Origin of the sequence: Micromonospora sp. NPDC049523 (assembly GCF_040676775.1) — a bacterium.
In the GTDB taxonomy this organism is placed as follows: Bacteria; Actinomycetota; Actinomycetes; order Mycobacteriales; family Micromonosporaceae; genus Micromonospora_G.
On sequence record NZ_JBFAPP010000019.1, the window covers coordinates 72,334 to 97,755 of the forward strand.

22 protein-coding genes, 1 pseudogene and 1 CRISPR repeat array are annotated in these 25,422 nt (G+C 67.5%); of the genes and pseudogenes, 5 read left to right on the forward strand and 18 right to left on the reverse strand.

The features are described from left to right. Positions 1-72: 72 nt before the first annotated feature. From AB0J90_RS26215 to AB0J90_RS26250, 8 genes are all read right to left on the reverse strand, one after another. Positions 73-429 (reverse strand): hypothetical protein, encoded by a 357-nt coding sequence (locus AB0J90_RS26215; protein ID WP_363600130.1) that lies wholly within the window; start codon positions 427-429, stop codon positions 73-75. Between the two features lie 497 nt (positions 430-926). Then, a complete protein-coding gene (locus AB0J90_RS26220) occupies positions 927-1,175 on the reverse strand; it encodes a hypothetical protein (RefSeq protein WP_363600132.1) in 249 nt (82 codons plus the stop codon). Continuing rightward, positions 1,160-1,387 carry a hypothetical protein gene (locus AB0J90_RS26225; RefSeq protein WP_363600134.1) on the reverse strand — a complete coding sequence of 76 codons (228 nt, stop codon included), beginning with the start codon at positions 1,385-1,387 and terminating at the stop codon, positions 1,160-1,162. Before AB0J90_RS26225 ends, AB0J90_RS26220 begins: the two co-directional genes overlap by 16 nt. 299 nt (positions 1,388-1,686) lie before the next feature. Next, positions 1,687-1,959: direct repeats of the CRISPR family, unit length 21 nt; unit sequence CGGACCACCCCCACGGGCGTG. Between the two features lie 124 nt (positions 1,960-2,083). Then, positions 2,084-4,720, reverse strand: coding sequence for a hypothetical protein (locus AB0J90_RS26230; RefSeq protein WP_363600136.1), 2,637 nt, complete (start codon positions 4,718-4,720; stop codon positions 2,084-2,086). Further along, complete coding sequence (locus tag AB0J90_RS26235) at positions 4,717-6,105, reverse strand: hypothetical protein (protein WP_363600138.1); 1,389 nt, start codon at positions 6,103-6,105, stop codon at positions 4,717-4,719. Before AB0J90_RS26235 ends, AB0J90_RS26230 begins: the two co-directional genes overlap by 4 nt. 755 nt (positions 6,106-6,860) lie before the next feature. Further along, positions 6,861-7,355, reverse strand: a complete 495-nt coding sequence (locus AB0J90_RS26240) for a hypothetical protein (RefSeq protein ID WP_363600140.1) — start codon at positions 7,353-7,355, stop codon at positions 6,861-6,863. 256 nt (positions 7,356-7,611) lie between these two features. Beyond that, positions 7,612-8,901, reverse strand: coding sequence for a nucleotidyltransferase (locus AB0J90_RS26245; protein ID WP_363600142.1), 1,290 nt, complete (start codon positions 8,899-8,901; stop codon positions 7,612-7,614). Continuing rightward, the gene (locus AB0J90_RS26250; RefSeq protein ID WP_363600144.1) at positions 8,898-9,524 is read right to left on the reverse strand and encodes an SLATT domain-containing protein; all 627 of its coding nucleotides are present in this window, start codon (positions 9,522-9,524) and stop codon (positions 8,898-8,900) included. The genes AB0J90_RS26245 and AB0J90_RS26250 overlap by 4 nt, the downstream gene beginning before the upstream one ends. Before the next feature lie 769 nt (positions 9,525-10,293). Here AB0J90_RS26250 and AB0J90_RS26255 point away from each other — a divergent pair. Next, entirely contained in the window at positions 10,294-11,355 is a 1,062-nt protein-coding gene (locus AB0J90_RS26255; RefSeq protein ID WP_363600146.1) for an integrase core domain-containing protein, read from the forward strand. Between the two features lie 311 nt (positions 11,356-11,666). Here the strand turns inward: AB0J90_RS26255 and AB0J90_RS26260 are convergent, their stop codons facing one another. Beyond that, on the reverse strand, positions 11,667-11,885 hold the full coding sequence (locus AB0J90_RS26260) for a hypothetical protein (protein WP_363600148.1): 219 nt from the start codon (positions 11,883-11,885) through the stop codon (positions 11,667-11,669). 15 nt (positions 11,886-11,900) lie between these two features. Next, complete coding sequence (locus AB0J90_RS26265; RefSeq protein WP_363600150.1) at positions 11,901-12,557, reverse strand: hypothetical protein; 657 nt, start codon at positions 12,555-12,557, stop codon at positions 11,901-11,903. A 66-nt stretch (positions 12,558-12,623) separates the two neighbouring features. Between AB0J90_RS26265 and AB0J90_RS26270 the strand changes: the two genes are divergently transcribed. Next, a complete protein-coding gene (locus tag AB0J90_RS26270; protein ID WP_363600152.1) occupies positions 12,624-13,340 on the forward strand; it encodes an IS6 family transposase in 717 nt (238 codons plus the stop codon). A gap of 155 nt (positions 13,341-13,495) precedes the next feature. Here the strand turns inward: AB0J90_RS26270 and AB0J90_RS26275 are convergent, their stop codons facing one another. Further along, positions 13,496-14,782 carry a vanadium-dependent haloperoxidase gene (locus tag AB0J90_RS26275; RefSeq protein WP_363600154.1) on the reverse strand — a complete coding sequence of 429 codons (1,287 nt, stop codon included), beginning with the start codon at positions 14,780-14,782 and terminating at the stop codon, positions 13,496-13,498. A 324-nt stretch (positions 14,783-15,106) separates the two neighbouring features. Here AB0J90_RS26275 and AB0J90_RS26280 point away from each other — a divergent pair. The 3 genes and pseudogenes from AB0J90_RS26280 to AB0J90_RS26290 form a co-directional block, all read left to right on the forward strand. Beyond that, positions 15,107-15,270: pseudogene (locus AB0J90_RS26280) on the forward strand (transposase); the annotation flags it as partial. A gap of 1,769 nt (positions 15,271-17,039) precedes the next feature. Next, positions 17,040-18,545, forward strand: coding sequence for an alpha/beta hydrolase (locus AB0J90_RS26285; RefSeq protein ID WP_363600156.1), 1,506 nt, complete (start codon positions 17,040-17,042; stop codon positions 18,543-18,545). A 183-nt stretch (positions 18,546-18,728) separates the two neighbouring features. Continuing rightward, on the forward strand, positions 18,729-19,115 hold the full coding sequence (locus AB0J90_RS26290; RefSeq protein ID WP_363600158.1) for a helix-turn-helix domain-containing protein: 387 nt from the start codon (positions 18,729-18,731) through the stop codon (positions 19,113-19,115). 9 nt (positions 19,116-19,124) lie between these two features. On the opposite strand, the gene AB0J90_RS26295 is transcribed toward AB0J90_RS26290, so the two are convergent. From AB0J90_RS26295 to AB0J90_RS26325, 7 genes are all read right to left on the reverse strand, one after another. After that, positions 19,125-19,532, reverse strand: a complete 408-nt coding sequence (locus tag AB0J90_RS26295) for a RidA family protein (protein ID WP_363600160.1) — start codon at positions 19,530-19,532, stop codon at positions 19,125-19,127. Between the two features lie 398 nt (positions 19,533-19,930). Further along, the gene (locus AB0J90_RS26300; protein WP_363600162.1) at positions 19,931-20,533 is read right to left on the reverse strand and encodes a response regulator transcription factor; all 603 of its coding nucleotides are present in this window, start codon (positions 20,531-20,533) and stop codon (positions 19,931-19,933) included. Further along, a complete protein-coding gene (locus AB0J90_RS26305) occupies positions 20,530-21,684 on the reverse strand; it encodes a histidine kinase (RefSeq protein WP_363600164.1) in 1,155 nt (384 codons plus the stop codon). The genes AB0J90_RS26300 and AB0J90_RS26305 overlap by 4 nt, the downstream gene beginning before the upstream one ends. 348 nt (positions 21,685-22,032) lie before the next feature. Continuing rightward, a complete protein-coding gene (locus AB0J90_RS26310) occupies positions 22,033-22,629 on the reverse strand; it encodes a TetR/AcrR family transcriptional regulator (RefSeq protein ID WP_363600166.1) in 597 nt (198 codons plus the stop codon). A gap of 316 nt (positions 22,630-22,945) precedes the next feature. Then, a complete protein-coding gene (locus AB0J90_RS26315; protein WP_363600168.1) occupies positions 22,946-23,626 on the reverse strand; it encodes a GPP34 family phosphoprotein in 681 nt (226 codons plus the stop codon). After that, positions 23,623-24,342: an ABC transporter permease gene (locus AB0J90_RS26320; protein ID WP_363600170.1), complete on the reverse strand. Its 720-nt coding sequence runs from the start codon at positions 24,340-24,342 to the stop codon at positions 23,623-23,625. Before AB0J90_RS26320 ends, AB0J90_RS26315 begins: the two co-directional genes overlap by 4 nt. 26 nt (positions 24,343-24,368) lie before the next feature. After that, positions 24,369-25,250, reverse strand: coding sequence for an ABC transporter ATP-binding protein (locus AB0J90_RS26325; RefSeq protein WP_363600172.1), 882 nt, complete (start codon positions 25,248-25,250; stop codon positions 24,369-24,371). Between the last annotated feature and the right edge of the window lie 172 nt (positions 25,251-25,422).

Sequence of the window (25,422 nt, forward strand, 5' to 3'; positions counted from 1 at the left end):
ATGTCCGGTTTGGGTACTTCACGTTGACTCCGGCGCCCACCCCTGCACCGCCACGGCACCTCAGCTGCTTGACTACTGGTGATCTGAGGGCTTGTCGTACCGGGCAAAGTCCCGAGAGATGCGTCCAAGCTGGACCGCAGTGATTTCGAAGGTGAACTCCTCCTCCTCGCAGCCACGGTCACCGATCAAGGTGAGTTTGTGGATTGGTTCCCCGGACGAGCCGATGCTGAGCATGTTGGTCTCGAAGCGGTAGCCTCTGAAGCGCAGGTTGCCAGCCGCCAGGTCGTCCCCCATCAAGATGACCACGGGACGACGGTCGTGGTTCACCTGGTCGGCGTCAGGCCGCCACTCAGCACCGCCACGGATCCTTTCAGCGTGCGAGGTACACACACCGTATTCCCGGCGTCGCGTCGAGTTGTCGGCGACCACGTCTTCAACCGGATTCGGGCACCGAAGTACTGCGCAATTGCTCATGCCCGGACCTTATGTGCTGGGTATGACTCTATTCGGAAACGAGGAGGGCTTGATGTCGATCCTCACCGGCGACGCCTGGTCGCTACCGTACGAGCGTGCGGCCGGAACACGGCGCAGGTAGTCCTCGACGTCGCTGGTCACGTTGTGCGCCAGGGCGATGACGACGCAAGGTCCTTGCCGGGTGTGACATTACCCCGGGGAGGTACCCAACCAACCGATCGACACCTCATACCACCGAGTCCATCGGCCGTCGCATCGGACGGCCGGCCACCGCCGGTCGGCATCAAGGTCTACCCCTTCCCGTTGCGCGTGCCGCTGGCCGCACTGCTTTCGACCGGCACGGGCCGAAAGGTTAATGGGGCTGGATAGGACGGGCGATGTGTTGTCCATACCGGACGGCGCGTTGCAATCGCTCGCGACGCGACGCGCCGTCCGTGACGGCGACCCTGCCGTCAGGCGGTTGTCGCGTACGGACGGTCGGGCATGTTGTCGAATCGTTCGAACAGGTTGGCAACCTCCTTTGCGGGCAGCTTGCCCCGGGAGGTCATCAGCCCGGCGTAGTCGTTGTCCTGGAAGAAAGCGTCCAGGACGCCCTCCCAGTCGTAGTCGGCGGCCGACTCGGGCAGCCGTTCCAACTCGTCGTCGGAGCTGCCGAGTTCGAGTTCCACGATGGCGCGGTCGGTCATCATGTGCAGGGCCATCTCCTCGGCGTTTGTCTGCGGGTGGGGTTCGACACCGTGGGCGTGGCCAGAGTGAGGAACGCGGTGCGGAATTGGGCCAGCGCTGCCGGGGGCAGCTTCTTGACAAACGGCGGGAAGCCCCACACGTCCAGGTCTCCCATGGCGCCGGTGATCTCGTCGCTCAGGATCACCGCCGCGACGTACAGCAGCTGCGCCGTTCGGGGCGTGATCACCGGTGGTATGCAGGTGTCGCACTCGCCGTTGTCGCAGGCCGAGCAGTCGAGGCATCCGTCGCCGCATGTCGTGCAGGTGTCGCATCCTCCTGACGGGCAGCCGCTGACGGGGAAGCTACCGATCCCAGCGTTGGCCCGGCGTCGCAGCTGGACGGCCAGGTTGTATTTGCTCGGGCGGAGAGCATCCAGGATCGAGGTGACCGACGCGCGGACCGGGCCCGGCTCGGTGTCCAGCGCGGCCAGCAGTCGGACGCGCGTCAGCTCCGGCGGGTGCCGAGGGTCCAGAAGTCCGCGGTGCCCGGACCACCCCCACGGGCGTGGGGAGCACATCGGGTTCTCCGGCCGTCACACTGCGGTCGGCGGACCACCCCCACGGGCGTGGGGAGCACTCGATCTGGTCGACCAACAGGCAGGCGTCCCACGGACCACCCCCACGGGCGTGAGGAGCACGACGCCCCCGCGGTACTCCATGGTGCCGCCGCCGGACAACCCCCACGGGCGTGGGGAGCACTCGATCTCCACCACCCAGGCAGAGATTTCCGGCGGACCACCCCCACGGGCGTGGGGAGCACGAGACGAAACCGAGCCCACCGTAGAGCGGTTTTTCGCACCCCCCGTTGATGTTTTGCAGGGTCACGCCCTGCACACGTGGCAGTCCGACCGGGCGCGGCTGGGGCCACCGTCGTGCCCGTGACGTCAGGATTTCAGGCCGGCGGCCGTGGCGGCGAGGTCCACACCGAGCAGCTGGCCCAGCTCGCTTACCTGCGGAGGTGGGGTGCGCAGCGGACGACGGGTGCGGGCCCCGGAGGGGGGCCCGCCCACCGCACCGGCGACGAGGGAGAGCGGCGTACGCACGGAGGACAGCTCGTACACCGACCACATCGCGGTGCGCGAGTCGACCAGCAGCATGATCCGGTCGTCGCAGGCGACCAGCACCGCACGGGTTCCGGTGCAGGCCACCGCCACCGCCGCTCGGCCGCTAACCCGCCCCACCGTGGTCACCACGTCGGCGGCGGCCCGCTGCGGGTTGCCGGTGACACCGTCGAGTCGCCAGACACCCGCCTCGAGGCGTACGGCCAGCCCGGCATCGGCGAACGCCGACCGGGCCTCGGCGTACGGGTCGTCCTTGGCGCCGCGCGCGAGCTCGACGGTCTCCCGCAGCGCGGACGCACTCGCCACCACGGCGAACAGGTGCCCGGCCGGCAGCAGCAGAGCCTCGGCCAGCGCGAGGTCGGTCTCGGCCACCCACTCGGCGGCGTCCCGCCAGGCCGCGGTCACCAGCGCGTCCGCGTCCTGGCTGCCGTGCAGTCGCGCGCCTTCCCGCAGGGTCGCCACTACCAGGGCGAGCCACGCGTACAGGTGCGCGAAGGCTTCGGCCGGCAGCTCGTCCAGGGCGTTGTCGTCGGGCACCAGCGCCCACGCCAGCCACCGCAGATCGTTACGCCAGCCGTCGTCGCGCCACATGCCTTCGGCGAGCAGCGTGAGGTACATCGACGCGGCGAGCATCCGCAGGTGCATCGGTGGCAGCGACCCACGGTCGCTGTCCACCGTCGGCGTGCTGACCGCCTCCGCCCACCGGGTGGCGAAGTCCCGGTAGCGGGCCCGCTCGCTCGCGGTCAGCCGGTCGAGGAGGTTGCCGTCCGCAGGGTCGTCGCCCGTCGGCGCGTCGGGCGCGATGTCGGCCTCCTCCTCGGTCGGCTCGTCCTCGCGTACGTCGTCGACGACGAAGCTCGATCGACGGTCGCCCACCGTCGGTGGGCGGCGCGGGAAGACGAGGCGGGACAAATCCGGTCCCAGCACGCGGTCGGAGTCCTCCAGGTAGTCCCGCCAGCGGTCGCTGTCGGTGCGGACGTCGACCCCCGGCCGGTCCGAGGGGGCCGACGGGGTGCGGGGCCGGGGCGGCACGAGCGTGGTCAGCCGTTCCAGGTCGGCGGTGAACCGCGCGGCGAGCGCCGGATCGGTGAACACCTCGATCGCCTCGTAGGGCGTTCCCCGGCCAAGGCGCGGCGCGTCGTCCGCGTCCCGTACCGGTCGGCACCGGGCCGGATCGGTGACGAAGACGGCCGCCGACTCCACCCGTACGCCGTCGACGTCAACGACCGTGCGCACCGCGCCACCGGTCACCTCCGTCAGCACGAAGCGGGCCGTGGCCTGGCCGACCGGAATGACGCCCATAGCCTGCCAGGTGCCGGGCTCACCGGAGGGCGAGGTCTCCACCACCACCCGTCCGGTGACCGGGGCGGCCAGCTCCACCAGCAGCGTCCCGTCGACCACGGCGCAGCCCAGCAGGACCGGTGCCGGGCTCCCTGCCACGCTCGTGCTCCGGCCCGCACGCAGCTGGGCCATCGCCGCCTCACTCGGCTCCTCACCCTCGGGAAGGAGTGACACTGGGTGGGGTGCCAGCACGGCCAGCTCACAGTTGCCGCCGTGCTCGGTGCTGCGCAGCAGCGCCGCGGCGGTGATGTTGGCGCTCCCGGTCATCCCGTGGGTCACCCCGGCGGGCGTCGTCCACTCGACCACCTTGCCGTGCAGCGCCGGGCTGGCCGCCAGCACCCGGAACTCGCGCTCCACCGCTGCCTCGGTCGCCCGCAGCAGTGCGCCGCCCTCGAATCGGCCGAAGGCGGGCTGCACCGCGACGCGTACCGCGTGGGGTTTCATCCGGTCGACGAGCGCGCGCACGGCCGCAGCCTGCGGGTCGTAGAACGGCGCGGCGAGGCGCAGCTCCGCCACCGCGTCGGTGGGCAGGCGACCGAGCAGCGAAGCGCGCAGGTTGCCGACCACCCGGACCTGCGACCAGCCCTCATCGACCTCCACCGGGCGCATCCGCCCGGCGACTTCCCTGAGGGTCAGGGCGATCCAGCTCGGTACGGCCACAACCGTGGGCAGGTCCACCAGCCAATCCGCCACATCGTGCAGCAGCCGTGGGCCTCGGCCGAGGCTGCTGCAGGCGGTAAGCCACACCTCGCGGTTGTGGCCCCAACCCGAGGCCGTCGGGTTGCCGGAGCCGACCGTCACCCACACGTCGTCGTCGCCGAGCAGGACGGCCAGCTTCGGATGGAACGCGCCCCGGGTGACCGCGTGGCCGTGCTGGTACGCCAGACCCGCGCGCCGCACGTCCACCGGGTCGTGCACCGCCTGCCCGGCGTCGGCCAGCACGGTTATCCGCGCGCCGAGCGCCCGGGCGGTGGGCACCGCGAACCGCTCCAGGAACCCCAGGTCGAGGGTGTACCCGGTGACCAGGAACTCCCGCAGCCGGGCCCCGTCGAACCGGTCCCGCCACCGTACGAGCAGGCTGAGCGGCGACCGGAACGACCACTGCACCTCGTCGGTCACCGTGCCACGTCCAGCAGGGCCAGTCCGAGCGGGGTAACGGGCTGGTGCACCTCCGGGGTGAGTAGCCCCAGCTGGACGGCGAGCCCGGCGAGCTGGTTGATCCGCAGCCCGATGTTGTCCCGGCTCTCCTGGGTGGCCGCCACGTACGCTCCACCGCGTTCGTGCAACCGGCTGGGCATCGACATCGTGCCGCCATGGTGGACCTTCGCCTTGCGCAGCGCCACCCGCCGGGACTGGGCGAGCATGTCGTCGACCAGCTGGCGGCCCAGGTCGCGCAGCGGCCAGTCGACGTACTCGGTGCGGCGCTGCGCCACCCACGACGGGTCCAGGTAGGCCCGCCGACGACCGAGGAAGTAGCGCCGGGCTGTCCCGGTGAGCAGGTCCGCCCGCCGTGCGCCGAGTAGCAGCAGCGCCACCTTGGCGGTAAGCGTCTCGTCCTCTCGCAGGGCCAGTTCCGCGGGGAGCGGATCACCACGGCCGTCCACGAGGTCGGGCAGCCCCGCCTCCAAGCCGGCGACCGTGCCGGCGGGGAGCTGGTCGGCGAACCAGTCGCGCAGGTGCTCCCGGGTGACCGGCCCGTTGCGGTGCACCTCGCCGACCAGGGCGGCCCAGAGGTGACGCCACGCACCCACGGAGTGGTGGCGCAGCAGGACACCCCGCCACGCCTGGGTCCGGTCGTCACCGGCGAGCACCGAGTCCTCACGCGCCGCCGCCCCGTACGCGACGGACTTCCGGAACGCCCCCACCCAGGTCGGCTTGGCCGGATGCAGATGGCAGGCGCGGGCGAGGATCCGCAGGGTCGCCCGGCGGGTCTGGTCGTCGCCGGTCCAGTCGTCCGGGTCGTGCCGGCCGGCGACGGTCGCGGTCATCAGCGCGGTCAGCGCGCTGAGGTCCTCGGGCCGGCCGGCCAGCGCCGCCGGCTCCTGCACCCCGGCGTCGCGTTCGGCGATCTCGAACAGCGGGGCGAACATGTCGACGATTGACGGCGGGCAGGGGTGCCGGCCGCTGCGCAGCGCACCTCGATCCACCGTCACGGTGCCCAACTTGATGCTCGAGCCGCCGTACTGGGACCAGAAACCCCAGGCCCGGGGCGAGTAGGACCGCTGGCCCTCACGGTCGGCGACGCTGAACTCGCGACCCGGCTCCGGGGCGAGCCGGACCAGGGCATCCACGCCGTGCGCCGGCGCCGGATCCGGACCGTCCGTGCCTGCGGCCCGGGAGATCACCGCGAGCGCCACCTCGGTCCGCCGGATTAGCCACCGGCACCGCTGTTCGTCCAGGCCGGTGGCCTCCGCGTGGGCGGCCAGCGCCCAGTAGAGGGCGTAGTAGCGGGCGTAGTGGCTCAGCGTGGAGACGCCGGGGACCAGGATGTCGACGCCCGCCATGACCGGCGCCTCCACGGCCAACGGGTATCGGCCGGCACGCGCCGTCAGCCCCGGCTCGCCCCAGGCCGGGCCCTCTATGGCAATCGACGGTGCGATCACGGGCAGTGTCCCCTCACTGACATCTCGCCAGTGTCGCCCGCCCGGACCGCGTATCACATCCGCCGAGCGGGCAACCACTATGGATGGGGGACGGAGCGGCCACCGGCGGCATCGCCGAGCTGCATGTCCGCGGATGGAGAAAGCCACCGCGAGCATTCGCCAGTCGTCCTGTTGAGGCCGACTGCGGGCAAGGCTTAACTTCGGAATCTACCCTGAGATGCCAGCGAAGAAGATCCAGGCCAGACGCTTTCGGCCGAAGTCAACGGGTGCTGAACGACCTCGGTGAGCTCCTCGAGGAAGTCGTTGCACCAGCCGCAGGGCAGATACAACTCCCGGTCATGACCGGTCTCTGCCCCGGCCTTGACAACCGTGCCGTCACTCCAGTTGATGTCCACGGTGTCGCTTGATTTGCGTGAGCTCGAGAGTCGTGCCGAGCGTAATCGGCGGTGGGGCAATGGGTCGCGTCGCCTCGCGGACGCTGCGCCCGGTCCCCGGACCGGGCGAGCATCCCAACGCGCTTGGCGTTGGTTGCGTGGCCGGCTCGGCGTCCCCGCTGCGCCCGGTGAACGGACGGTAGGCGCCGAACAGTGCACACGTTCCACGAAGCTCGCAGGGGAGGCCGTCCGGGCCGCGCGTACGCCACTTCACAGAGATTCCTATGTGTTGACCTCTTCGACCGACTTTTTGAGCGGTACAAAGTTGCGTGACCCCCGACTCCTTCGCGAGATGTTGCCACTGGACCCGATCGTCCGAAGCTTGGCCTCGATGTCACGTAACGCGCGAACATACTCTGCCCGGGCCGAATCCCACTCGTGTGGCTTGCTGAACGAGTCGCGTAGCGCGCGATGAAGTTTGCGCAGCTCTTCGACTTCGTCGAGTAAAAATTCACTGCCGGGCGTTGCTGAAAACTGCGTCCCGACGCGGTAGCGCTCTGCGCTACCGCCGTGTACGCGATCGACAGATATACCAAGCTCGTAGGCCTCAACAAGTTCGCCAACGAGGCGATGGTGAACCGTAAGCAGTTCGACGCCATTATCCAAGAGGCGCTGCAACTGCTGCCTCCTCCACTCCGAACGTCTACGAAGCACGTCAGTCACCATGACGAGCAGCCCACCGACTAGTACGCCAACGAGCGATGCGAGTGCCTGCATAGTCAGATTGTGCTAGGACTGTCAACAGTCGGGGATGGCCGGATGATCGCTCGGTCTGCCGCGGCTGGAGGGCGGTGTTCGAGGAGGACCTGCTGGCCGAGGTCACTGCGGGTGGCGTGGCTGACGGCTCCGCGCGGGGGGTGGTGTACCACGTGGGCACCTGGTCGATGGTGAACGCCAGTATGCCCGACTCTCTGCATAGAGCCCGGCTTTCCGGCCGCCTACCAGTAACGACGACAATCGCCGCTCTGTAGCGCTAGGCCGCGTTGTTGCTGATTGGCACGTCGATGACGTCCCGTGCGACCACGATCCCGTCCTTGACGATGTAGCACTCGACGACGTGCTCCCCGCGGAAGCTGGTTCGCTCGTGCCTCACGCCGGGGCGGCTCGACGAGATGATCTGGCCGCGGATGTTGTTCCGGCGCTCGGCCTCCTCCCCTCGGTTCAGCACCTTCCACTTCACGTCATACGGCTCCGGGACGCCGCACTCGGTGATCGTGAAGTCGAGGCCCTTGTTCGCGAGGAGCGGAGTCCGGTCGCGGAGCATCATCCGCAGCAGGGTCGGTCGCCAGCCGTTCTGCGTGACCTCGCAGTCGATCGTCACCGAGTGCCCGATATCGACGGGGAACAGGTTCTCGATGAACTCCTCCGTGTCGCTGAACGACCGGGCAGACTTGGTCGCCTCAAGCGGAATCGCCGTGCCGAACACCTTGCGCCACTTCTTGTTCGAAGATACGTTGCCCTCGTCCGCGATCGCCTCGAGGCAGCGGTTGTACGCCTTCTTCGCCTTCGGCTGGAACCGCTTCTTCACCGTCACACGCTGGTTGCTGCCCAGCGCGAGGTAGTAGTCCTTGTCAGGCTCGTCCGCGAGGAACTTGAAGAAGTCCCGGACCATAAAGTCGAACCAGAGAGACCCCTTGTCGTCGTACTCGGTGGTGGTCGAGAAGAACCGGTGTACCAGCGTGTCGATAAGCAGGCCGCCCATGACCACGCCGTTCGTGTCCTTCCACGCCCGGGCCATCCGAGCGAGGTGGCGCATGTTCTTCGACGTGCGATCGTTGCAATCCTTGGTCGCCGTGATCTCGTCGCGCGGCTTGGTGACCTTCCAGGTCTCGGACTTTGTGTCCGGGTAGTCGAAGGTGCCGTCAGCGTTCTCGAAGGCCGGCTGAACCTCGAACTTGAACTTGTTGCTGGTGAACTGCACCCGCACGACGCACTGGTCGACCTGGATGTCGGTGCTGGGATAACGAGCCGCCAAATCATCCCGGACGCGGTTGAGGATCCTCCGCGGCCCAGTCTCGCTGTCGTAGTTCGAGCGGAGGTTGGCGGGGAGGATGTAGATCATGTCGAGGTCGGACACTCCATGGATCGCTGTGTGTCGCCCGTAGGAGCCCACCATTAGCCGGTTCGCGGTGGATCCCTCGACCGACCTGAAGTCCTTGTTCAGCGCCTTAGTGATCTCATCCCGACGCGCGGCGATGGTGGTGCTGGCGTCGCCGACCTTCAGGTTCTCGAGAAGGGTGTCGAAGATCTCCGAGACCTTCATGCGGCCGCGTCCCTCTCGTTGAGCCGGAGGGCCTCCGGGAGGAAGAGGTCGATCTCGCGTGACGTGAACGTCAGCTCCTCGTTGTTCTTGAGCCCGTCCTGCGCCTTGCCATATGCCTTGGATGTGGTCCTGGGCGCGTCGGTATAAGCCGCACGCGTGGCCTCCTGGAGCTTGGCACGGCGCTCGCGGGCATCGGACGCCGACGTCGCGCCGGACATCAGGTCGGCGATCAGAGACAGGTACGACTCGCGCACGTCCCACAGGCGCGAGGCGATGTCGCGGTGCGCCTCGGACTCCTCGCCGAACTTGAAGCTCTGCGTCGCGAGGGTCAGCGCTGTGACAATCAGGGCGATGAACGACGTGACGAGGCTTGCGATCTGCGGGCTCACGAAGTTCCCGAGCAGCGCCGCGAGGAACGTGCCGGCGCTGGCCGCCGTGAAGACGACAAGCGCAGCCTGCTGGCTGCGGTGCTTCCGGAAGCATAGGTCGGCTTGCTTCTCGTGGGTCTTGTGGCTGTATACCACGCGACCGAACGCCTCCCGCACCTGCGCCAACAGGTACTCGTCTCGCTCTGTCTCGACGGCGGGGTCTGTCGCCATCTCTCCCCGTTCGCTAGCGACCATGAGGTGCACACCCTCGGTGGGTTCCTCCCCGGCCGCACGTGCCGCGGGAGAGCGACGGTCGCTGACTATCGCTGCACTCGAACTTAAGTATGGCTGGGACCACCGACACTCTTAGTGCCAGAGAGGCTCTTCCTCAGCCTCGGAGTTGTGTGGCAGCGGGCCCGTACCCGGTGGGGTACGGGACTGGGCCCGGTCGACGTACTGGGCGAGGATCGCAACGGCGAGGCGGTCACGTCGACGTCGCGCAAGGGCCCCGGGCTGCGCCCGGTCCCCGGACCGGGCGAGGATCGCAACTGGGTCGGCCCGGTCAACCCGGACGACGTCGACGGCGCCGGCTGCGCCCGGCCGACGGACCGGGCGAGGAGGAGGACGAAGGTCGGACAGCTGCACCGCTCGAGCCCCCATGCCGGGCAAGAGCATCCGCAGGGACCGTCGGCGTGCCCCCCGCTTACCCCCCGAAAACCCCTGGTTACCACTGACAATCAGTGACAGGCGATGATTAGTGGCTGGCGGCGTTTGTGCAGGTCAACGCCAGGATCTGACAACTACCGACAAAGGCAGGGCGGTCACGATTGGTAACAAGGGGTCGTCGGTTCGAATCCGGCCGTCCCGACAGAGTTTCAGCAGGTCAGGGCCTTGATTCACTGATGTGAATCAAGGCTCTTTCGCTGTTCCATCTCACAATTCATCACGTACGCCCTGTGCCGTGCCATAACTCGTCGCACGGTTTGTGAGCTGGGGTTTCGCCGGTCGGACGCATGCTCGGGTGATGGTGTTCCGGCTGCTGTATCTGATCATGGTTCAGGTGTTCGGCTGGCTTGCGTGGTTGTCGCGCAGCGACGCCGCCAAGACCGCAGAGCTGCTGGTCCTGCGGCATGAAGTCGCGGTCCTGCGCCGTCAGGTCGGTCGGCCGCGACCGTCCTGGCCGGACCGGGCGGTGCTGTCCGCGCTGACGCGGCTGCTACCCGGCTGGCTGAGGCAGCATCGCCTCGTCACCCCGGCCACGCTGCTGGCGTGGCACCGCCGGCTGGTCCAACGCCGGTGGACGTACCCGATCCGCCCAGGCCGGCCGCCGATCACGACCGAGATCCGCGGCCTGGTCCTCCGGCTGGCGCGGGAGAACCCGACCTGGGGACACCGCCGTATCCAAGGCGAGCTGGTCGGCCTTGGGTATCGGGTCGGTGCCGGCACGATCCGCCGGGTCCTGGCCCGCACCCGGACAGGACCGGCGCCGCGCGGTGCGGACACCAGATGGCGCCGCTTCCTCCGCACCCAAGCGCACGGGCTACTCGCCACCGGCTTCTTCCCCCTCGATACCATCGCGCTACGGCGGATCTACGTGCTGGTCATGATGGAAGTGGTCACCCGGCGGGTGCACATCCTCGGCGTCACCGCCAACCCGACCGCCGACTGGACGACGCAGCAGGCCCGCAACTTGATCGTCGACCTCGGCCAGCGGGCGAGCTCGTTCCGGTTCCTGGTCCGAGATCGCGACGCCAAGTTCACCGCCGCCTTTGACGCGGTATTCACAGCCGAGGGCATCGAGGTCGTCCGAATCCCGCCGCGGACACCACGGGCGAACTGCTATGCCGAGCGGTTCATCGGTAGCGTCCGCCGCGAATGCACCGACCACATCTTGATCTATAGCGAACGACACGCCCGCACCATCCTCGACGGCTATGCCCGGCACTTCAACGAGCACCGTCCGCATCAGAGCCTCGACCAGCACCCACCCCGCCACGACCCGGGGGTCGTGATCCCGCTCGACCGACCGGTGCGCAAACGCCGGGTCCTTCATGGCCTGATCAACGAGTACAGCCGAGCAGCCTGACCGCGGCCGGAGAACGCCAGCTCGCAGGCCCTACACGGAGAATTGGCACGGCACAGGGCGTGGCGTTCGTGTGGGTGCTGGCCGACGAGTTGCCCTCACTCCCCGCCGATCAGGCGCTCAGGGTTGGAGTCAAGGGCCTTCGCGAGATGCGCTCTTTGACTGCGACGCGTGCCCGACGCGAGGCAACCCCAGAATAGGCATTGAGGATTAATGAGACATACTTCGAATCCGGTCCGGAAGGCTTTTCTCGAACCACACGAAAGCGGCAGCTCATCAGTGATCGAGCTGCCGCTTTCGTTGCACTTCCGGAACTACTCTTCGCTGCCCTGCTGCTCACTGGCGGGTGGACTCGAAAGCCACCCGGCTTTCATGGATGTAGCCAAAGCTATGGCAAGAAGAATGACCAACAAAAAGTCGAGCTCGCCGAAGTCCTTGTTGCCGAACAGAGAGAGACCGGACGCCAGTAACACCATGACGCCCAGGCTTCCAATCACAATCCGACTGACGAGACGCTTTCTTTCATGATCCATAGATGGATCTTATCATCAGAGCGGGTTGCAAACAACGCCTGGAGTGGGGGTCAAGGTGATGATGTATAGGAATACGTCACCCCCGGGCTCCTTGCATACCCCAACCATCGGAATCATCGCGAGGGCAACAACGCCGATGATCGCGGCTGCGCCCCCTGTGGCACCCACTGCGGTAATAATTGCCGCAATGCCTCCAGCGGATGCCAAGCCTTGCTGGAGCTTGTCCGTGTAGTAAGCGTCGAACCAGACCTTGAAGCCGTACCATGCAGTCTCAATATAGCCGTGGGAGCCACTCCATCGGGCCATGACCTGCATTCCACCATCGGCACTACGAACTACTGGGCCCACGGTGCCAGCCGGCGTCATAGCCACTGCACCAGCCGCGATGCTGGCGTTCGTCGCTGCGATGTGCTTCTCGATAGCCGTTAGCTCGCTCTGCGGAACTGACCTGCGAACTGAGTCGGGGGCGTTGAGCTGCCAGCCGTCCACCGTAGCTTTTACGTAGGGTTCCAGGGCCGTGATCGTCTTCGACTCTGGGAAGCGAGATGCGTCGAGCGTAACCGCTGAGACGTCCGGCGTCTTGGCTGTGGCTGCCTGCGCCGTCCCTGTGGCCATGGCCAGTGCGGTAATCGGAATCACCACAGCGGACAGGAGCTTCTTGCTGATCCTCACGAAGACCGGTTCCTCTCTCGGGGCTGTTGCGTTGCCTGCGGCCAGGGGGCGAGGCAGGCTTCACCGGTGAAGCTATCGCGTCGTCGTTCCTGGTCGCCGCCGAAGTCGGCGTTCGCTGGGTTTCGTTTCCCGGCCGAGGTGATCGTCGTCGCGATCCGCTGGTACCTGCGTTACAACCTCTCCTACCGGGACGTGGAGGAGCTTCTCGTTGAGCGCGGTGTTGAGGTCGACCACGTCACCGTGTTCCGGTGGGTGCAGCGGTTCACACCGCTGCTCGCCGACGCCGCCCGATTCTGCCGCCACTCGCCTGGTGACCGTTGGTTCGTGGACGAGACGTACGTGAAGGTCAACGGTGTGTGGCGGTACGTGTACCGGGCGGTCGACCAATACGGGCAGGTCATCGACGTGCTCGTCTCCGCCCGCAGGGACGCCGAGGCGGCTAGGCGGTTCTTCCGTCGGGCGCTGTCAACGCTGAAGGTGACACCGAGCGAAGTCGTCACCGACGCCGCGCCGGTCTACCCCAGAGTCCTCGATGAGCTGATTCCGCAGGCACGGCACCACGTCGAGCGATACGCGAACAACCCCATCGAGGCCGATCATAGCCAGCTCAAACGCCGGTTGAGACCGATGCGCGGCCTACGAACCGACAGAACAACGCGGCTGATCATCGCCGGACACGCCTTCATGCAGAACCTCCGACGCGGCCACTACGAACTCGCCGTCCACACCCCGCCGGCAATGCGGGTGTCGACGGCGTTCGCTGAGCTCGCCCAGGCGATCTGAACCTCGGCCCCATCCAGGTACAACGCGTTCATCGATCCGGCAACGCAACAGCACCGGGCGCGCCACGCAGTCATTCCATGATGGCCGCAGTCGGGCGAGACCGTAGCCAACCAGGTACCGCGGCTCGACAGGAGGAACTCCGGTAGCCGGGATCGTTACCGCTGTGGCCGGAAGTGGTTCCGGACCAGGTACGCGGTGACCTGCTTGCCGATCTTCGCGCCCTCCACGTCGGCGGTCCGGGTGTGGATGCCACCCCAGATGCGCGCTTCGACGACCTCGGAGAGGGCGTGTGAGAAGCCACGGAAGTACCGGGTGGTGCCCGAGGCGGCGCTGTATCCGCTGAACGCGATGTCGTCCCGACCGAAGAGGTACGCCAACGCCGACATGCTGGCCGCGGTGAAGCAGGTGTGCCCGGAAGTGAAGTCGGGGTGCGGGGGAGTGACCAGCAGCGGCGACCACCCGGGGTCGGCCACGGTGGCCGGGTTGCCGTCGGTGTCGGCGAGCTGGACCGCGGTGATCGGCCGCCAGAAGCTCCATGCGGCCTTCTCGTTGTAGCAGGCGGTCGTGGCGTCGGCTTCTGCCAGGTCCACCACCGCGAACATCCGGGCGGTCTGGACGAGGTTCAGCCGCTGCGTCGTCGCGAGCTGCCGCTTGATCTCCCATTCGGCCAGGTGCCGGTCGTGCCACCAAATCGCCGCCTGGGTCTGGTCGAGTGTCCGTATCGTGCTGTTCGCCGCGCCGATCTCCTTGACCTCGTTGAGGTCCCGGGCGTACCGGTTGCTGGTAAGGGCGGGCGGGCCGGCGGTTCGGAACATCGACGCACGCGGGATGACGAACGGCTTGAGGTTGCCGACCCAGGCTCCGTCGTAGGTGAAGGTCGGGGGCGTGGGCCGCCACTGACCGGGTTGACTGCCGATCACCCAGGTCTGGTCGCCGAACGCCCCGTCGTTCCTGCGCGCGGCGATCATCGCGGCCGCCGTTCGGCTGCCGACGGTGATCCCGCGCCGTTTTGCGACGCTGTCCGGGATCGTGGCCAGCGACTCGTCGTACTGCGTCCGCAGTCGCTGGTGCTGGTCGGGGAACAGCGCGTCCAGCACGGTGAACGCGGCGGTGGCGACGGCCGCGTCCGTCGACTCGGTTCCCCGGGCCGCCGGTGCGACCAGGTACGGCTGGTACGGCGTGCCGGCGATCGCGTTCACCGCGTCGTAGACGGCCCCGTGCACCATGGCGAAGCTGCGTGCCTGGACCTGCGGTTGCTGGCCGGCGACTTCCCAGATCGCGGTCTCGGCGTTGCGGTCCCAGACGATGACGGCGTTGGCGGACGGATCCGGGTCGGACGCGTACGCCGGTGCGGAACCGAGCACGGCGGACGACCCGACCGCGAGGATCCCGACGACGGCGACCTGTCCGGCCTTCCGGAGCAGCGGATGACGGTCCGTCATGAGGCGGCCGACCGCTGGTCGTTTCGCCCCGGTGACCGGGGCATCGACGATGATGTCTGCATGGCTGCAAAGTACCCCGCCGGGCGTGGTCCGTGGGGCCCTGAGAAGCGGGGTGGGCGTTCGGGTGTCGAAGAACCGGCGGCGGCAGCGGCACCCGCAGGAACACTGCCCGCAGGTCCAGCCAGCCGCTCGTCGGGGTACGGACCAGGCTGGCACCGCGCTGGGCGATGGTGAGGATTGGCCGTCGCCCTCGGCCACCGAATGTGAGCGATAACAGGACCGTCGTCACGTGCGCCCATGGTGTCGAGGCGGTGCGGCTAGACCCGGACTGGTTGTCAGTGGGCGTACCTGCCGCACGGTCTGCCGCCGAGGTCCGCGACGTACTACTTCGCCCTGTGGCGTGACGACGGCACCGACCAGGTGATTCATGATCTGTTGCGCTGCCAGGCGTGGGAGGGGTCGGCCGGGCGGAGGATCCGACCGCGGTGATGGCGGATGCGGTGGGGCGTGGGCGGGTCCCGACGGTGGCCCCCGGTTACCTCCCGAAAACCCCGGTTTGACCCTGACTATCAGTGACGATGGAAGACGAACGTCTGGCCGTATCTGTGCAGGTCAACGTTCAGCTCTAGCGAACAACGACAAGTTCGGTGCGACTACGGCTGGTAACAAGGGGTCGTCGGTTCGAATCCGGCTGTCCCGACAGGCAAAAAGCCCCGAACAGCGAAAATGCTGGTCGGGGCCTTGATCTTTGCCTACGGAGTCTTGAGCCTTTCCCCGGAAACCCCCACTTACTGGAGTCGACGACCACCTTTGTCATCCGTGAGCGTCGTTGTGCGCTGGACGCGAGTGGTTGGCGCTGAGGCGTGCCAGGATTTCGGAGACGTCCGGGGTTCGGACGGGCTTGGCTATGAGCACCCCCGCGGGCGTGGGGAGAACGGACCGGCCAACGCGGTGAGCGTCGAGTACGGACCCGGCACCCTCAGTCCAGTCCATCCCGGCCCGACGACGTACGAGATTGCATTCGCTGCCGAGGTAGCTCCAGCCGGCAACGCTTCGGAAGTAATGGGTAACAGTCACTTCAATTGCAGGTCGGCGGCAATTCGGATTATGTAGTTGGGGTTCAACTCGGGCCTCGGACACGTTATTTTCACACGAAGCGCGTTGGTTCTTCGTGCTCTTTGCGCGATCCCCGCTCCGTTGAGCGGGGATTTTCGTTGTGGCCAGGATGCTCGCCGGAGTGATGAACGTCAGGGTTTCTTCGTCGGTTTCGATGGTCCAGGTGTCCTGGTCGCAGACGATCATCATGTTGTTGGTCTTCAGGCAGGTGGCGACCTCTGTCTATCGGGTCGGGGCTGCGCCCTGTGGGGTGCTGGCGGTGAAGTACCGGGTTGTGTCGATGCGGTCGATCAGGTGGTCTTCCCGGAGGTAGAGGATCTTCGGCCTTGGCGAGTGTCGGTGCGGGCGCGGGTGCTGGTGTGTCCGTGGCGGCATCGGTATCCGGGGCGGCCGTGGACCTCGTCGGCGACGGCGCGAGCCTGACGGGCCGGCTTGTTCGCGGCCCAGCGGTGGAACCCAGACCGGGACACCACCAGGACCCGACACAGTCGCTTGACGCCGAGGGCGGCGCGATGGAGGGAGATGAACCGGAAGCGGCTGGTCGCCGATCGATCTCCTTCGCGAAATGGGCGGCTGCGTTCCAGGGATCTCCTTCTCCTGTGGACGCCCCAACGGGGACACCCCTTTCGGATCAACATCCAGTCTCAGGGTGTCCACACCTCAGAGGGAAGCCCACCACCTGATTCTTCGCACGGTCCGGTGCCGTGAACAGTGACGGCACGTCAGGTATCGGCGTGACATGGCGTCACTGCCGAGTGGCTGCGGCGGCTGGTGGGATGGAGGCATCGCACCGGGCGCAGAGGAACAACCGTGAGCAGTTGGCCGGGAGGGCAGGCATGAAACGACGTCGAAAGTCGCCTTGACCGTCGTCGTCGGGCTCGCCGCGTCCCTGATGGCGTACCGGCCCAAGCGGTGGGGCGCAGCGGCGGGCCGGCTCCCTCGACCGGCTGCGACGCACACGCTGATGCCGGTCATGAACACCAGGTGCGGTGCAGACAGTCTCGACTTAGCAGAAGCGTACAAAGGAGTCCGTAACGTGAGCAGAAGGACGAGCATTACGTCTCACCGCGGCAGGGGCCGCCCGCCTCTACGGCGATTCGGTTTCGCGAGTATCGCCCTGCTGGCCTGTGTGGTTTCGATCGTGGCGTGCACACCCGGCGAGGAGGAGAATCCAGCTCCGGACGAAAGCACGGCCAGCGGCGCGCTGGAGCGGTACTACACCCAGAAGCTGGAGTGGAAGGGCTGTACCGACTTCGCCACCAGCCCGCGTGAGGCGGAGATCCTCGGGAAGGCTCCGGCCGAGTGCGCGTGGCTGAGTGTGCCGCTGGACTACGACAACCCTCAGGGCACCGCCACCACTGTCGCGGTCCTGCGCTTCGCCGCCCGGGGAGAGTCGCAGGGCTCGCTGCTGTTCAACCCCGGAGGTCCGGGCGGCTCCGGCATGCTGGGTGGTCTGGGCGTCGCGGCTCAGCTGACGAAGAGCCGCATCACCGAACGGTTCGACGTGGTCGGTTTCGACCCGCGAGGTGTCGGCGCTACGAAACCTGCGGCCGATTGCTACACCGAGGGAGGCACGAGCCGGGGCGACCAGGTGTTCCCGCTGATGACCATGACCGCCTCGCTGACAGAGGAGGACACCCGGGCGGTGCTCGACCGTTGCGCCAAGGGGTCCGGGGGTGTGGAGGCGCTGACGCAGATGGGTTCGCGTACGACCGCTCGTGACATGGACGTGCTGCGGGCGGCGCTCGGTGAGGAGAAGTTGACGTTCCTCGGTCAGAGCTACGGCACCCGGCTGGGAGCGGTGTACGCGGAGCAGTTCCCGCAGCGGGTGCGGGCGATGGTCCTCGACGGCGCCATCGATCCGAAGCTGGGGACGATCGAGCGCCGGCTCTCGGCGTACGGGGGTTTCCAGCGCGCCTTCGAGGCGATGGCCGCCGCGTGCGCGCAGAAGGCTGACTGCCCGTTGGGGACCGATCCGAAGGCGTGGACGTCGACGTTCCAGACGATCGTCCAGCCACTTCGGGAGCGGCCTGTGCCCGCGCTGGACCAGGAGCTTGACTTCGACGAGGCGCTCGGCGGGGTGATGGCGGGCCTGTACAGCCCGGACAAGTGGCCCGCGATCGTGAGTGGTCTGACGGAGGTGCGGCAGGGGCGTGGCGACACGCTGCTGAAGCTGACCTTCGACTTCGAAGGTGGTGAGCCCGACTCCGTGATCAACGGCAACGCCATCGAGGCGATGTTCGCGATCAACTGCATGGACGAGCAACGGCTCACCCCGCAGGACGCCACCCGGCTGCGCGTGAAGACCTACGAGGTGGCGCCCTTCATGAACCCCGGCGGAGATCCCGCGGCGGGCGCACGCGACGGATGCGAGTTCTGGCCGGCCGTACCGACGCTCGGCATCCCGTACGCGCAGAACGTCAAGGGCCTGCCGGACACTCTGGTCATTTCGATTACCGGGGACGCCACCACTCCGCACACGGGTGCCATCAGCCTCGCCGACACCCTGGGCAGCGCCCTGCTGACCGTCGAGGGGGAGGGACACACCATCGTCTCGTCCGGAAAGAACGAGTGTGTCGACACCATCGCCGCGGACTACCTCATCGACCTCAAGCTGCCGGCCACCATGCCCACCTGCTCCATCTAAAATCCGGCAGTACGGCGATCGCGACGAGCGCGGGAAGGAGAGACTTGGCCTAGCTGTAATGCCCACAGACGCGCCTGCCGACAACTCGGTCGGACATCGCGGCCATCCTGACCAGTTCCACTCGACAGCCAGCCGCGGTCACGCTCTTTTGCGGATAATCAGGAACTGATAGAGAGTGGCTGGATGGGGACTAGACAGGAGATCAGTGAGTTGTCGCCGGATGCCGACCTGGCGCGGGCCGACTCACTCGCGCGGGAGATTTTCTCGGACGTGGCTAACAAGTGGGCGTTTCTGATCATCGAGTTTCTCGGACAGCGCACCATGCGCTTCACCGAGCTGCGCCGGGAGGTCGGCGGTATCAGTCACAAGATGCTCACCCAGAACCTGCGGATGCTGGAGCGAAACGGCCTGGTTGAACGGACCGTGCATCCCACCATCCCACCCCGCGTCGAATACACCCTCACGGAGGCTGGTGAGGGCTTGCGCGGCATCGTCGGCGGTATGTGCGGCTGGACCCAGCGCTACCTGAGCCACATCGAGGCCTCACGCCGCGGATTCGGTGACGTGTAGTCGTTCTCGTTAGTCGAGGATGGCCGTCGCCTCGACCTCCACCAGGTGCTCGGGAAGGTGCAGCGCCACGATGCCGAACAGGGAGGCCGGCGCCGCCGGGGTGATACCCAGTTTGGCGGATGCCCGGGCGATTCCGTCCAGGAGTTCTGGCATCCGGTCCGGGGTCCAGTCGACGACGTACACGGTCAGCTTCACCACGTCGGCGAAGGACGCACCGACGCCGGCCAACGCGGTGGCGACGTTGAGATAGCTCTGCTCGACCTGGGCGCTGAGATCGCCCTCGCCGATCGTCTTCCCGTCCGCATCCCATGCGACCTGTCCGGCGACATGGATCAGCTTCGAACCTGTCGCCACCGACACCTGCCGGTAGACGTCGACCTGGGGCAGGCCGTTCGGGTTGACCAGGGTGACCGCCATGATAAATACCTCTTCCTTCGGTTACTGGATGACCATAAGAGCTCGTCAGCATGCAGGGAAGAAGGCACTTTTCCGAGACTCGGGAACCCTTTGGTAACTACCTACTCCATCCATACCGCCCAGTCGGTGGGGGACGTCGGCGAGCGTCTGCGGCGCTGGCGTTCCTTCCTCCACAGTTCTTGCGCCAGAAATGACAGTCACGGTGAGCGACATATACTGAATCCCACGGATCGCCCGCTGGGGCCAAATCAAACCGTCACACCGTTTGCTCGCGCCAAGTGGTGGAGCCGGATCAAGCCGTCCGGGTGAGGCCATCCCAGGCTGTCAGAGTCATGCAGGCTGTATCTCGGGCCCTCGCTCAGCAGCGCCAGCTGACGGGGTGCCGTGCGGACCGTTGCTTACAGCCAGTCGTGTTCGCGGGCGTAGCGCGCCGCCTCGTGACGGGTGTGGGTCTGGGTCTTCTGCATGGCGTTGGAGAGGTAGTTGCGCACCGTGCCCTGCGCAAGGTGTAGCCGGCCGGCGATGTCGGCGACCGAGTAGCCAGAGCCGGTCTCCCGCAGGACGTCGAGTTCGCGGTCGGTCAGGGGGCAGTCGTCGATGACGGCCAGCGCGGAGACTTCCGGGTCGATCCAGCGCCTGCCGGAGTGCAGGGTGGCGATGACCGAGGTGATGTGGGCCGGCTCGGCGGACTTGCTGACGAAACCCTGGACACCGAGTTTCAAGGCCTTTCGCAGCACGCCCGGTCGCGCGTGCCGGGTCAGCATGAGGACGACCTGTTCCGGGCGCGCGCGGCGGATCTGCGCGACCGCGCCGAGGCCGTCCACGCCCGGCATCTCCAGGTCGATGACCAGCACGTCGGGTCGGTGCCGCAGGGTGGCTTCGACGGCCGTTTGTCCGTCTTGCGCCTCGGCGAGGACGGTGATGTCGCCCTCCAGCGGCAGTAGTGCGGCCAGGGCCGTGCGGAGCAGCACCTCGTCGTCAGCGAGGACGATGCTCGTCATCGGTCGTGCCCCAGCCCAGCCGCGGTGGCGCCGGCACCGGCGGACGGGAACGTCGCGGCCGTCCGGAACCGCCCCTCGTGCTGTTCCACGGTCAGCTCACCTCCGTCACCGGACACTCGTTGTCGCAGGGCCGACAGCCCCCTGAGCTCTGGAGGTGAGTTGCCCGCCACCCCGTCGTTGACGATCGTGATACCCGCCTCGGAGAGCGTGATCTGGACCTGGGTGGCCTGCGAGTGGCGGAGGATGTTGGTGGTCGTCTCGCGTAGTACCTGGCCGAGCAGTTCGCCGGCCCGGGTGTCGACCTCGGCCTCACGTGTCAGCCGCACCCGGATGCCGGCGGCCTCGAACAGGTTTTTCGCGTTTTCGATCTCCGCCGAGAGGTTGAGCCGCCGTTGGGCGTAGGCGAGTTCCTTGGTCTGCGCGATGGTGTCGCTGACCAGGGCGTACGTCTCGCGTAGTTCCTTCTCCGCCCGTCCGGCATCGCGGAGCAGCAGTTTCTGCGCCAGCGCGATCTTCAGCTTGACGACGTGCAGGGTGTGGCCCTGGATGTCGTGCAGGTCACTGGCGAACCGGACGCGTTCCCGGACGACGGCCAGCTCCGCTTCGCGCTCCCGGGTCTGTTCGAGTTCCCGGATGAGGTCGTAGAACCGCTCGCCCACTATCGTCATGACCGTCACCAGGACGGTCAGGGCGGTCGGGATGAGGACGTAGGTGGCCAGGACCTCGCGTACGTCGTCCCGCTCCACCAGCAGGCGCGCCGCGCCGACGACGGCGACGTAGGAGAACAGCCCGGCCACCGCCAGGCCCCGATGCCGCCGCACCTCGCGCATGGCGAGGGAACCCACGGCGCAGAAACCCCAGTACGCGTTCGGGCTGCCGGTCAGCAGCACTCCCAGCGGCCATACGGCTCCCGTCACGATCAGGCCGGGCAGCACGGCCCGGGCGAGGTCGTTGGCCGTCCACCGCTCGAAGGCCACCAGGCCCGCCGCGAGCCCCGGAGCCAGGATGATGACGTGCCACCAGGCATGCGTGTCGATGACCAGGAGGACTGCGGCGGCGAGCACGAGCGGCGGCAGTGAGACCGCGAGATTGAGCCGGCGCAGCCGTCCCTGCGTCGACTCGGTGTAGCGCGGCGATCTTGCGGTCACCATCCCAGTATCCGTCTGTCCCCGGCTGCGACCAGTGACGCCATGTCACATGTACCTGTGACGTGGTTGCACTGACGGGCGACCGCGAGTCCCGCTGCATGGATGAGATGCGTGTCCAATAGACCAGTCATCGAAGTCGGCGTCTGAACCTCACGTACGGCGGCTTTCACGCGGCGAGGAATCTCTCTTTCGAGGCGCGGCGGCGGGAGCTGCACGCGCTGCTCGGCACCAACGGGGCTGGACCAACGGGCTGGCAAGACCCAATGCTGGAGGTCATCGAGGGACACCGGAAATTGACGGGGCCGCCACCACCTGGCCCGGGCACCGTCAGGGCTGCAGGGTCAACGTTGCTCAGGCTGCCTGCCGGAAGGCAGCCAGGGCACGCTCGGCCACGCGCGACAGCTGGTCGCGAGTTGCGCCGGCCCCCGCCTGGATGGCCTGGCCGCTGGTAACCGTGAGCAGGTACCTTGCCAAGTCCGCCGAATCCTCGTCGGACGAGAGGTCGCCGTCCGCGATCGCCTGCTTGAAGCGGGCGGCCAGCCGTACCTCGACGGCAGCCCGGTGGGTATTGAGGAACTGCACGACGCGTTGGTCTGCCTGCGAGCCGGAAACACCGCCCTGGACGGTCAGGCAACCGGGCGGCCGGTCCGGATTGGTGCTGGCGCGGATGTGGCCGCGGAGATACTCCGTCGCCACGGCGAGAGCCGTGGGCTGGGCCAGCGCCGTCTCGACGTAGCACAGGTCGACCTGTGAGTACCGCTCCACGGCACGCTTGAACGTCGCTTCCTTGTCACCGAAGGCGGCGTACAGGCTCGGGCGGCTGATGCTCATCGCCGTAGTCAGGTCGTCGAGCGTCGTTCCCTCGTAGCCCTGGCTCCAGAAGAGGTTGATGGCAGCGTCCAGCGCCTGGTCTATGTCAAATTCTCGGGGCCTGACCCTGCGCGCCATCTAGTAACACCCATATTCAGAGTCATTTCGGAACTCCGCATATCCCGGCAACGCCTCACCCGGGGATGATATTTCAGCAGAGGACCGCGGAGACTGCTCTCGTGTCTACCCACGTGGGCCTGAGCGCCCGTGTCAACGCCTGGAAGCCTGGCCCTAACGGGTCTGCGTCACACGGATGTCGTCGCGATGAGACGTGGGTGGGCGTACGCCGGATAGGTGAGGTAGCCATCGTCGCCGCCGGCGTAGTAGGTGTCCTGGTCGGCGACCGCCAGTGGAAGGTCCGCCCGGAACCGCTCGACGAGGGCTCACCCACGCCCTAGCTTCGAGGAAGCACGGTGATGGCCACGATGGCGCTGTTCACGACCGTGGCCGTCACGGTGCGGGTCACGGCCGTCGCCGCGGCGTCGGCACCCCAATCGCCGCGCTCGAGTTCCTTGGCCCGCGCGATCACCGCTGACGTCCACGGGATCTCGCGGTCGAACTGCGGGAGCGTCCCGCTAGCCGAGAGCAGCGCCGCGAGCGCGGCGACGCGGGCTTGCGGCTCCGCACCGTCCACGAGGACCTGCCGAACGTCGGCGAGCAGGCGGGCCCGTCGTTCGGTCCTGCCGTCCCGCAGGGCCGTCGTCCGGAACAGGCCGAGCACCTTACGGGGCTGCTGGTCGATGTCGCCTCGCGTGATGAGCCGCTCCAACACCGGCTTGCGCAGGGCGGGACCGATCGCCGCCAGTGCCGTCTGCACCCCCCTCGGTTTCTCGGCGAGGTAGTCCCACGCCGGGCGAAGGAGGCCATCCGACGGTGGGTGACCCGCCACGCTCCTGACCCGCCCCCGATCCGCCGTGGTCAGGTGATCGCCGAGGGCGAGGTCCGCGAGGACCGCTCCACCGAGGACGTAGAAGAGGATGTTCTCACCCGCGATGGTCCCGGACCTGGGTTGGAACAGAAGCAGGAGGAGATCTTCCACGAGGGTCGGGACGTCTGACCGGGGTTCGGTGGTCATCGGCGGGGCTCCCAGCGGAAGAGTCGGGTGGCGAGGGCAACGGCGATGACGACCCAGCCGAGCGTGGGCGCGAGCAGGAGCAGGGAGTCGGCCACGGCGACGCCGCCGTTCCAGGCGTTCATGGTCAGTTCGGTGGCCGCGCCGCCGGGCAGCAGCCGCTTGAGCCAGGCGAGATTCTCGGTGCCGGAGATGCCCACCCAGCTCGCCATGGCGATCACACCGAGGGTAACGGGCAGGGTGGTGACCTGGGCGTGTTCGGGGGAGTTCGTCAGCCCGGCCGTGGCCAGGGCCAGGCCGATCATCATGGCCAGGGTCGCGAGGACCGCCACGACCAGCAGGGCGACGTTGGCCGGTCCACCGGCGACCACGGCCAGGGCGGTCAGGATCGCGCTCACCTGCACCACGGCGAGGACGAGTACGGGCAGCAGCAGGCCGGCGAGGATGCCGGCGTCGCCTTCGGCGGTGGAGCGCAGCCGCTTGAGGAAGAGATTCTGTCGCCGGGAGGCCAGGGTGGTGACGGCCGTGGCGTAGAGCCCGAACGCGGCCACGGTGAACACGACGATCGCGGCGATGTAGCCGAGGCTCCCGATGGCGGCGTAGGTCTCGTGCTGGCGGACGAAGAACACACAGACCACGACCGGGATGATGAGGCTGGTGATCAGCACCAGCCGGTTGCGGAAGAATTGGATCAGTTCGCTAGACGCGATGGACAACACGGTGACGCTCCTCTCGAAAGAACGAATCAACTGTTGATGGCGCGGAAGACGTCGTCGAGCCGGGTCGGCCCCGCCGCCAGGTCCCGCAGCTCCACGGCGTGGTCCTGCGCCCAGCCGAGCAGGAGGTGCAGGTCCTTCTGCAGCTCGAAGGTCTCGACCGTGACCTTCCCGTCCGCGTCGACGGCGGCCCGCACCGGCAGCATCGGCGCCGGTGCCGGGAGGGAGAAGCGGATGACGGCCGGCAGGGTGCGGGTCAGCTCGGAGACGGTGCCCTCCCGGTGGAAGGCGCCCTCGTGCATCAGCCCGATCCGGTCCGCGCGCTGTTGCGCCTCCTCCAGGTAGTGCGTGGTGAGCACGATGGTCGCGCCGTTCTCCCGCAGCCGGTCCACAGTCGCCCAGACGGCGTCGCGGGACTGAATGTCGAGGCCGGTGGTCGGCTCGTCCAGAAAGAGCAGCTCCGGGGTGCCGTAGACGGCGGTGGCGAAGTCCAGCCGCCGCTTCTCCCCGCCGGACAGCTGCGCCACCTTGCGGCCGGCCCGGTCGGTGAGGGCGACCAGGTCGAGCACCCGGTCGACGTCGTCGGTGCGCCGGGTGAGCCGGCCGACCAGACCGACGGACTCACGGACGGTGAGGTCCGGGGAGAACCCGCTCTCCTGGAGCATGACACTCATCCGGGGACGTACCGCTCGTCGGTCGGCGGGGCTGTGCCCGAAGACGCGTACCGTGCCCGAGGTCGGCCTCCGATGTCCCTCGACAACCTCCAGGGTCGAGGTCTTCCCGGCTCCGTTGGTACCCAGCAGTGCGTAGAGCTCTCCGGGCCGTACCTCGAAGGAGAGGTCCTTCACGGCGTGGAAATCGCCGTAGGTGAGGTTCAGCCGCTCGACTTCGATGACTGGTGTGGTGGACATGTACCCATGACAGCGCGGGCGCGGCCGACCCGTCAGTGGCACCATGTCACCACCGCATGTGACGTGGTGTCACTGGTCGTGGCCCCTGGCCGCCGAATACTGGTGTGGTGACCGCGAGATGGCCCCACTCCACCGAGTCGACACAGGGAAGGCTGCGCCGGCTCAACCTCGC